General features: G+C 51.3%; 8 protein-coding genes and 2 pseudogenes. 6 read left to right on the forward strand and 4 right to left on the reverse strand.

The window, feature by feature from the left end; all coding sequences use genetic code 11:
* Nucleotides 1-226 (forward strand): annotated as a pseudogene (locus QZ506_RS18415) (transposase); the annotation flags it as partial.
* A gap of 120 nt (nucleotides 227-346) precedes the next feature.
* On the opposite strand, the gene QZ506_RS18420 reads toward QZ506_RS18415, so the two are convergent.
* The gene (locus QZ506_RS18420; RefSeq protein ID WP_291973031.1) at nucleotides 347-469 is read right to left on the reverse strand and encodes a hypothetical protein; all 123 of its coding nucleotides are present in this window, start codon (nucleotides 467-469) and stop codon (nucleotides 347-349) included.
* A 154-nt stretch (nucleotides 470-623) separates the two neighbouring features.
* Between QZ506_RS18420 and pyrG the strand changes: the two genes are divergently transcribed.
* From pyrG to QZ506_RS18440, 4 genes and pseudogenes are all read left to right on the forward strand, one after another.
* Nucleotides 624-2,261: a glutamine hydrolyzing CTP synthase gene (gene pyrG / locus QZ506_RS18425; protein WP_291973032.1), complete on the forward strand. Its 1,638-nt coding sequence runs from the start codon at nucleotides 624-626 to the stop codon at nucleotides 2,259-2,261.
* Between the two features lie 116 nt (nucleotides 2,262-2,377).
* Complete coding sequence (gene eno, locus QZ506_RS18430; protein ID WP_291973033.1) at nucleotides 2,378-3,679, forward strand: phosphopyruvate hydratase; 1,302 nt, start codon at nucleotides 2,378-2,380, stop codon at nucleotides 3,677-3,679.
* A 237-nt stretch (nucleotides 3,680-3,916) separates the two neighbouring features.
* The gene (locus tag QZ506_RS18435) at nucleotides 3,917-4,156 is read left to right on the forward strand and encodes a hypothetical protein (RefSeq protein ID WP_291973034.1); all 240 of its coding nucleotides are present in this window, start codon (nucleotides 3,917-3,919) and stop codon (nucleotides 4,154-4,156) included.
* Nucleotides 4,157-4,229: 73 nt separating this feature from the next.
* Nucleotides 4,230-5,627, forward strand: a pseudogene (locus QZ506_RS18440) (glycoside hydrolase family 88 protein); the annotation flags it as partial.
* Nucleotides 5,628-5,704: 77 nt separating this feature from the next.
* Here QZ506_RS18440 and QZ506_RS18450 read toward each other — a convergent pair.
* Nucleotides 5,705-6,682, reverse strand: a complete 978-nt coding sequence (locus QZ506_RS18450) for an MBL fold metallo-hydrolase (RefSeq protein WP_291973035.1) — start codon at nucleotides 6,680-6,682, stop codon at nucleotides 5,705-5,707.
* Between the two features lie 231 nt (nucleotides 6,683-6,913).
* Between QZ506_RS18450 and queE the strand changes: the two genes are divergently transcribed.
* Nucleotides 6,914-7,585: a 7-carboxy-7-deazaguanine synthase QueE gene (queE, locus tag QZ506_RS18455; RefSeq protein WP_291973036.1), complete on the forward strand. Its 672-nt coding sequence runs from the start codon at nucleotides 6,914-6,916 to the stop codon at nucleotides 7,583-7,585.
* On the opposite strand, the gene QZ506_RS18460 is transcribed toward queE, so the two are convergent.
* Together QZ506_RS18460 and queD are read right to left on the reverse strand one after the other, a co-directional pair.
* The gene (locus QZ506_RS18460; protein ID WP_291973038.1) at nucleotides 7,586-8,191 is read right to left on the reverse strand and encodes an inorganic diphosphatase; all 606 of its coding nucleotides are present in this window, start codon (nucleotides 8,189-8,191) and stop codon (nucleotides 7,586-7,588) included.
* 79 nt (nucleotides 8,192-8,270) lie between these two features.
* Nucleotides 8,271-8,633 carry a 6-carboxytetrahydropterin synthase QueD gene (queD, locus tag QZ506_RS18465; protein WP_291973039.1) on the reverse strand — a complete coding sequence of 121 codons (363 nt, stop codon included), beginning with the start codon at nucleotides 8,631-8,633 and terminating at the stop codon, nucleotides 8,271-8,273.
* Between the last annotated feature and the right edge of the window lie 244 nt (nucleotides 8,634-8,877).

Below are 8,877 nucleotides of genomic sequence, written 5' to 3' on the forward strand. Positions count from 1 at the left end.
CTTCGCAAGGTAATCTACACGACGAACGCTATAGAATCACTGAACAGCGTGATCCGGCATGCAATCAAGAAACGCAAGGTGTTCCCGACTGATGACTCGGTGAAGAAGGTCGTATGGCTGGCAATCCAGGCGGCATCACAGAAATGTACGATGCCCTTACAGGACTGGCGTGGCAATGAGTCGCTTTATTATCGAGTTCGGTGACCGCCTTGACGGTCACTTCTGAGGAAAGGCATTTACACAAAATCTTAAACAGGCTCAAAAGACCAGTTAAGATATTTTTATCGTATTACTGCATTTTTCTGGTGGCTTTGTTATTTATCTTTATGATTTTTAATCAGATGTTTCATACCATTTTTGCTTGATACATCGGTTTAGCCACGACGTTATGACCGCCACAATGATGAAAAGCAACATTTGTAGCCTTCATCAGGTTCAGGTATACTACTTTCCCGTCTTGGTACTCCATCGTTATACCCGTCATACTTCAAGTTGCAGGTACGTTGGCTGCGCTCGCTCACCCTAGTCACTTACTTGAGTAGGCTTCTAGGGATTCGTTTGCTTGCCGCCTTCCTGCAACTCGAATTATTTTGGGTATATAAACCTAAACTCTCAGGTTCAGCATGACAACTAATTATATTTTTGTGACCGGCGGGGTCGTATCCTCTCTGGGTAAAGGCATTGCCGCAGCCTCTCTGGCGGCTATTCTCGAAGCCCGTGGCCTCAACGTTACCATCATGAAACTGGACCCGTATATCAACGTGGATCCGGGCACGATGAGCCCGACGCAGCACGGTGAAGTGTTTGTCACCGAAGACGGCGCGGAAACCGATCTTGACTTGGGCCACTACGAACGCCTTATCCGTACCAAAATGACGCGCCGCAACAACTTCACCACCGGCCGTATCTACTCTGATGTGCTGCGCAAAGAGCGCCGTGGCGACTACCTGGGTGCAACCATTCAGGTGATTCCGCACATTACCAATGCCATTAAAGAACGCATCATTGAAGGCGGTGAAGGCCATGACGTGGTGCTGGTGGAAATCGGCGGCACCGTCGGTGATATCGAATCTCTGCCGTTCCTTGAAGCGATTCGGCAGATGGCGGTGGAAGTGGGCCGCGAGCATACCCTGTTCATGCACCTGACGCTGGTACCGTACCTGGCGGCAGCAGGCGAAGTGAAAACCAAGCCGACTCAGCACTCGGTAAAAGAGCTGCTTTCTATCGGTATTCAACCGGACGTGCTGATTTGCCGTTCCGATCGCACCGTGCCCGCCAACGAGCGTGCAAAGATTGCTTTATTCTGTAATGTGCCGGAAAAAGCAGTAATCTCCTTAAAAGATATTGATTCGATTTATAAAATCCCTGCGCTATTGAAATCGCAGGGATTGGACGATTATATTTGTAAACGATTCAGCTTGAGTTGTGCCGAAGCAGACCTGTCCGAATGGGAACAGGTTGTCTATCAGGAAGCCAATCCGGGTGGTGAAGTCACCATTGGTATGGTCGGCAAATATGTCGCACTGCCGGATGCCTACAAGTCGGTGATCGAAGCCCTGAAGCACGGCGGGCTGAAAAATCGCCTGACCGTCAACATCAAGCTGATCGATTCGCAGGATGTAGAAACCCGCGGCGTCGAAGTTCTCAAAGATCTTGATGCTATCTTGATCCCAGGGGGGTTCGGCTACCGCGGTGTTGAGGGTAAAATCATGGCGGCGCGTTACGCCCGTGAGAATAGTATCCCTTATCTGGGCATTTGCCTGGGAATGCAGGTCGCTTTGATGGAATTTGCCCGTAACGTTGTGGGTATGGAAGCGGCAAACTCTACGGAATTTGTGCCAGACTGTAAGTACCCGGTTGTTGCGCTGATCACCGAATGGCGTGATGAATACGGTAACCTTGAGGTGCGCAGTGAAGAGAGCGACCTGGGTGGCACCATGCGCGTGGGCGGTCAACCGTGCCACTTGGCGGAAGGCAGTCTGGTGCGCGAGATGTACGGTGAGGCAACCATTATTGAACGCCACCGTCACCGCTATGAAGTGAATAACATGCTGTTGAAACAAATTGAAGCTGCTGGATTGCGTGTTGCTGGTCTTTCCGCCGACCGCAAGCTGGTGGAGATTGTTGAACTCCCTGAGCATCCGTGGTTCGTGGCCTGTCAGTTCCATCCGGAATTTACGTCGACGCCACGAGATGGGCATCCCCTGTTTGCCGGTTTTGTTAAAGCCGCTGGCGCGTATCAAAAGCGTCAGGTGAAGTAAGGGTTTTTCAGCAACGCGCGGTCCAGTACCGCGAGTTGTTCGTTTAAGGTTTTAGTTTAACGCTCGGTTTTATATACAGAATCGTTTTTAGTTTAACTTGTACTGAGGAAAATCTAATGTCCAAAATCGTTAAAGTCATTGGCCGTGAAATCATCGACTCACGCGGAAACCCGACCGTTGAAGCGGAAGTGCACCTGGAAGGTGGTTTCGTTGGTCTGGCTGCTGCTCCGTCAGGCGCTTCCACAGGCTCTCGCGAAGCGCTGGAACTGCGTGATGGCGACAAATCCCGTTTCCTGGGCAAAGGCGTAGCCAAAGCAGTTGCCGCTGTGAACGGACCGCTGGCGCAGGCCATTCTGGGCAAAGATGCCAAAGATCAGGCTGCCATCGACCAGGTAATGATCGACCTAGACGGTACTGACAACAAATCCAACTTTGGTGCTAACGCCATTCTGGCGGTGTCTCTGGCTAACGCCAAAGCAGCAGCAGCATCCAAAGGTCAACCGCTGTACGAACACGTCGCTGAACTGAACGGCACCCCGGGCAAATTATCCATGCCTCTGCCGATGATGAACATCATCAACGGTGGCGAACACGCTGACAACAACGTTGATATTCAAGAGTTCATGATTCAGCCGGTTGGCGCGAAAACGGTGAAAGAAGCGATCCGTATCGGTTCTGAAGTGTTCCATCACCTGGCGAAAGTGCTGAAAGGCAAAGGCCTGAACACCGCTGTTGGCGACGAAGGCGGCTACGCGCCGAACCTGGGCTCCAATGCAGAAGCACTGGCTGTTATCGCTGAAGCGGTAAAAAATGCCGGTTACGTGCTGGGCAAAGACGTTACGCTGGCTATGGACTGTGCCGCTTCTGAGTTCTACAACAAAGAAACCGGCAACTACGAACTGAAAGGCGAAGGCAAAACCTTCACTTCTCAAGAGTTCACTCACTATCTGGAAGGCCTGACCAAAGAGTACCCGATCATTTCTATCGAAGACGGTCTGGACGAATCTGATTGGGACGGTTTTGCTTACCAGACCAAAGTACTGGGCGACAAAATCCAGCTGGTTGGTGACGACCTGTTCGTAACCAACACAAAGATCCTGAAAGAAGGCATCGAAAAAGGCATCGCTAACTCCATCCTGATCAAATTTAACCAGATCGGTTCTCTGTCCGAAACTCTGTCTGCTATCAAGATGGCGAAAGATGCGGGCTACACTGCCGTTATCTCTCACCGTTCTGGCGAAACCGAAGACGCTACCATCGCCGATCTGGCGGTAGGTACTGCGGCTGGTCAGATCAAAACCGGTTCCATGAGCCGTTCTGATCGCGTTGCCAAGTACAACCAACTGATCCGTATCGAAGAAGCACTGGCTGGCCGTGCTGCATTCAACGGTCTGAAAGAAGTGAAAGGCCAGGCGTAATCGCCTGTCTGCTGCCGGGACTTATCGCCCTGCTATCGAAGCCCGGAAACGCGTATGCGTCTCCGGGTTTTATTATTTTTGTTCTCTGTGATTATCCCTTTCACGTCCGTATCACTATCTGCTCGGCTTTGTTGAATAATAGGTAATCATGCTGTTTTTCCATGTCAGTTTTGGTTGAAAATGCTTGTCATCTCAGGTGTACACTTTTCTCATGAGGCCTAACTGCATGATTTTACTTTGCGAGGATCCGTCGTTTCACTGGGCTGCCAGCATAAAATCTATTTATTCAACAAAGCCTATCTGCTCCTGTGCTTATTACCCTGTGAAAGCCATAAACGAACCGCTGGTTTCATTGGTTTAAAATGGTTTTTTATAAAAACCTTGAGGTCGATCGTTACGTTCTTCCCTGGGATGCCAATCCCGCTCGGGGCGTGGCAACGGTGCAAAGGTTTTCCCAACGTCCCGACAGTAGTTTAGCTATCACGGCAGCAAAGGGTTTGTACCCTGCCGCATTACCTTCATAAAGACAATGACACAGGAAGGATGGCAAATGAAAACGCGTAAAATTGGGCTGGCCAACTATTTGGCTTACGGCTCAGGTGATTTTCTCGGTGCGGGAACCACGGCGCTAACGGCGGCATGGTTGCTCTATTTTTACACCACGTTTTGTGGCTTGACGCCCATTGAAGCCACGTTTATTTTCGCGATGGCCAGAGTACTGGATGCCGTTGTCAGCCCGCTGATGGGGTTCCTGACGTACAACTTTGGCTCAAACCGATTGGGTAAACGCTTTGGCCGCCGTAACTTCTTTATTTTGCTCGGTATTCACTGTGTGTTTAGCTACAGTTTTATGTGTGTGGGCGACATGGGGTACTGGTACTATCTGCTGACCTATTTGGTGTTTGATGTGGTCTACACCATGATTCTGGTACCGTATGAAACGCTGGTACCGGAAATGACCGATGATTTTAAACAGAAAACCAAATTCTCCGGTGCACGTATCGCGCTGGCGCAGCTTTCTGCCATTCTGGCGGCGTTCCTGCCAGGCATTCTGTTCAGTCACTTTGGCAAAGACAACGCCATTTCCTTCTTCTACTCAAGCCTGGTGTTCTCGGTGATTTGCGCCACCGTGCTGACGCTGGTCTATTTCTTTACCTGGGAACGGCCGCGCGAAGAGATGTCAGCGGCGTCACTACAGGCAGAAAAGGAACGCAAGTCAATGACGCTGGGACAAAGCCTGAAGCGCTTGAGCGTCGAACTCTCTTCCACGCTGCGCATTCGTATTTTCAGTCAACATCTCGGGATGTACCTCGGCGGCTACATTGCACAGGACGTGTTTAATGCGGTGTTCACCTACTACGTCGTCTTTGTACTGATGCAAAGCCCCACGGTGGCTTCCAACCTGATGGGTACCATGGCTATCCTGCAATTCCTGGCGGTGATTGGCATGATCCCGCTGTGCATTCGCTTAGGACCGGATCCCTCTTACCGCTTAGTGGTTTGCCTGTTCGGTCTGGCGGCGATGTCTTACGGCGTGCTCTATTACAGCGGCCTGCAGGATGTGTTCTCTTTGCTGTTAGGAAATGCAACGCGCCGCTTCCTGTTGCAGGTGCTGGAAAGCCAGATTGAAGCGCTGGCGCAGTATCAGGATGACAGTGGTCTGTGGCATACGCTACTGGATGACGCCAACTCTTACGTGGAAAGCTCCGCCAACGCCGGATTTGCCTATGGTATTCTGAAAGCGGTGCGCAAACGCTATGTGGATAAGCGCTATGCAGAGATGGCGGAAAAAGCGATTCGCGGCGTGATTGCCAATATCAATCCGCAAGGCGAGCTGGTCAATGTGTCGTTTGGTACGGCGATGGGCCGCGATCTGGACTACTACCGCCAGATCCCGCTGACCTCCATGCCTTACGGTCAGGCGATGGTAATCCTGTGCCTGTCTGAGTATCTGCGCGTCTATTTGTAAGCGATAAACCGAAGATTGCCCCGCGAAAGCACTACGTTGCTTCGCGGGGTTTGGCGTTATTTCAGTCCGCTCATGCTGTAATTCACCGGGATCCAGCGATAACCATTGGTGGTGCCGTTGCGTTCCACACGGGTATTTACATGGCCGATGCCCGGGAACGGCAGGTGCGCGCCCGCCACCAGATAGCCTTCACTGGCTGCCTGGGCAAACAGGGCTTCGCGGGTTTTGGTCGCCTGATCCATATCTGAATCGAAGCTGATAGTGGTTTCCGGTATCGGCATTTGCACTGCTTCGGCGTGCACGATATCGCCCCATGCCAGCAATTTATTGCCGTCACTGACGATGCTATAGGCAGTATGCCCCGGCGTATGGCCTGGTGCAAACACCGGCGTAATGCCAGGCAGCAGTGGGGCATCCCCGCTGAAGGTTTTCACTTTATTTGCTGCCGCCAGGATCTTAAAGACGTCCTGAACACGCTGGAAAGCGGGCTTGCGTTCAGGGGCGGCTTGCGCCAGATGCTGCGGATCTAACCAGAAATCATACTCTTTTTGCGAAACGTAAACGGTCGCATTCGGGTAGGAGAGCTTGCCGTTTTGCACCAGACCGCCAAAATGGTCGCCATGCAGGTGGGTCATCAGGATAGTATCGACCTGTTCGGGACGATAGCCCGCCGCCAATAGGTTTTTCTGTACTTTTCCGACGTTGCTGTTGGCCTGCGTGCCGTTGCCGGTATCAATCAACACCAGATTTTTACCTGTGTTGATCAGAAACGCATTGATGGAAGTTTCAACCGTGGGGGATAAGGATTTCTCTGCCAGCAACTGGCGAATGGTGTTGGGATCGGTGCGCGTAAGCAGTTTGTCCATCGGCATGGCGTTGGTGCCATCTGAAAGCGCGGTAATTTCATATTGTCCCAACAACTGCCGATAGTGGCCGGGTTGGGTTTTGACTTGCGTCGTGGCTCCAGCCACGGCGACATCGGGGAGGCAGAAGGCTGTCATCGCTATCAGGCACACCGCTTTCAAAGGTTTCATAGTATCGTTCCTTGTCGTAAACACCGTGAAAAAGAAATGGGCAATCCCCTTGATTATTAACCGAACTGCAACATTTCTCAAATGTTATCACCCCCTATCGTAGCGTTATAATGCAACGGCTATCTGGTGCGGTCACGCGATGTGGGGTTTGGCGCACCACAGGCAATCTGCGATAATGACGGTTTACCAGCCTGCCCGTGCTGGCACCCGATAGTTAAGTGATAGGATGTTATGCTGTACCCAATAAATGAGATGTTTCAAACCCTGCAAGGTGAAGGTTTTTTTACCGGTGTTCCGGCGATTTTTGTACGTTTGCAAGGGTGTCCGGTGGGTTGCAGCTGGTGCGATACCAAACACACCTGGGATAAGTTTGCTGAGCGTGAAACCACACTGGAGAATATTCTGGTAAAGACGCAGGAGAGCGATGCTTGGGCACCTGCCAGCACGGAAGCGATTCTGGCGCGCATCCAGCAAGAGGTGTATAGCGCCCGGCATATCGTTATCACGGGGGGAGAGCCTTGTATCCATGATTTGACGCCGCTGACCGACTATCTCGAGCAAAACGGCTATCGCTGCCAGATAGAAACCAGCGGCACCCATGATGTGCGCTGTTCGCCGCAAACATGGGTCACGGTCTCACCCAAAGTGAATATGCGCGGCGGCATGGTGGTGCTCGACCGGGCATTAGTGCGCGCTGATGAAATCAAGCATCCTGTGGCGAGAGAGAAAGACATTGAGGTGCTGGATGCTCTGCTGGCGCGTTTACACGATGACAAAGCGCGGATTATCGCCCTACAGCCCATCAGCCAGAAAGACGCTGCGACCAAACTCTGTATCGAAACCTGTATCGCGCGTAACTGGCGTCTGTCGATGCAGACGCACAAGTATCTGAATATCTACTGATTATTTATGCGTCGCGCGATATTTTTCATGCGCGGCCGTAATAATTGCCTTGGCGGCAGCGGCATCTTCCGTTCCTTTTAACTCGACGACTTTATGCCCTTCCGGTAACTGTTTGTAGACGCGGAAAAAGGCCTCCAAACGCTGTTGCTCAATCGGTGGCAGATCGCTAAACGATTTGACGTTATCGTAGGTTGGGTCAATTTTGCTGGTTGGCACCGCGATAATTTTGTCATCCCGCCCACCGGCATCCACCATTTTAAGGATGCCAATCGGGCGCAGTTTGATGAGTGTTCTTGGATGCAATGGTGTACGAGTGTAGAAAATCACATCCAGTGGGTCGTTATCTCCGCCCAATGATTGCGTCGGTGAACCGTAGGTTGCAGGATATACCACTGGCATAGATTGGAAACGGTCAGCAATAATGAAGCAGGTATCGGCATCTGTTTCGTACTTGACATTGCTGCCTGCGGGAATTTCAGTCACCGCATAGATTTCATCGGGTGCATTTTTCGGCTGAGGGAAATCGAGGATATTAATGGGCGCGGCAGATACGGACAGCGCGAGGAAAGCGGCCAGAGCAGTTAATTTGCGCAAGGAAAAGAACATGGTAAAGCCTCTTGTTATACATGGAGAGCCTTTACCATAAAAAAGCGTGTGACGGAAAGATGAAATCAACGCGGTGGCGTTATTCCCCGCGATAAACGCAGCCCGCCGTGCAGGTTTCTTTCACCATCACGGCGCTCAGCAGAGGCAGCGTGGTTTTTAACTGCTGCCAGATCCAGTGCGCCAGCACTTCGCTGGTGGGGTTTTCCAACCCTTTGATTTCATTGATGTAGTGGTGATCCAACTGCTGCCAAACCGGATTGAATACTGCTTTTAAGTCTGCGAAATCCATCACCCAACCGGTATGCGGGTCGACTTCACCGGTGATTTCCAGTCTCACCATAAAGGAATGTCCGTGCAAACGGCCACATTTGTGCCCTTCCGGCACGTGCGGCAAGTGGTGGGCGGCTTCAAACTGAAAATCTTTAAATACGGTAGTGACCATAACAACGTTCCTGAAGGGATAACCGAGCGTAAACAAAAGCCGTCGCATACTACCGGAAAGTCGTCCTTGAAGCACGTTTGGTTGACGAATAATCTGATTGATAGGGGCTTTGTTGAATAAATAGATTTTATGCTGGCAGCCCAGCGAAACGACGGATCCTCGCAACGTAAAATCATGCAGTTAGGCCTCATGAGAAAAGTGTACACCTGAGATGACAAGCATTTTCAACCAAAACTGGCATGGA

The sequence above is a fragment of the Candidatus Symbiopectobacterium sp. genome (assembly GCF_020054415.1).
GTDB lineage: Bacteria > Pseudomonadota > Gammaproteobacteria > Enterobacterales > Enterobacteriaceae > Symbiopectobacterium.

Coding starts and splice junctions, on each gene's coding strand:
- QZ506_RS18420 (WP_291973031.1), bottom strand. CDS start 469: ATGGAGTACCAAGACGGGAAAGTAGTATACCTGAACCTGATGAAGGCT.
- pyrG (WP_291973032.1), top strand. CDS start 624: ATGACAACTAATTATATTTTTGTGACCGGCGGGGTCGTATCCTCTCTG.
- eno (WP_291973033.1), top strand. CDS start 2,378: ATGTCCAAAATCGTTAAAGTCATTGGCCGTGAAATCATCGACTCACGC.
- QZ506_RS18450 (WP_291973035.1), bottom strand. CDS start 6,682: ATGAAACCTTTGAAAGCGGTGTGCCTGATAGCGATGACAGCCTTCTGC.
- queE (WP_291973036.1), top strand. CDS start 6,914: ATGCTGTACCCAATAAATGAGATGTTTCAAACCCTGCAAGGTGAAGGT.
- QZ506_RS18460 (WP_291973038.1), bottom strand. CDS start 8,191: ATGTTCTTTTCCTTGCGCAAATTAACTGCTCTGGCCGCTTTCCTCGCG.
- queD (WP_291973039.1), bottom strand. CDS start 8,633: ATGGTCACTACCGTATTTAAAGATTTTCAGTTTGAAGCCGCCCACCAC.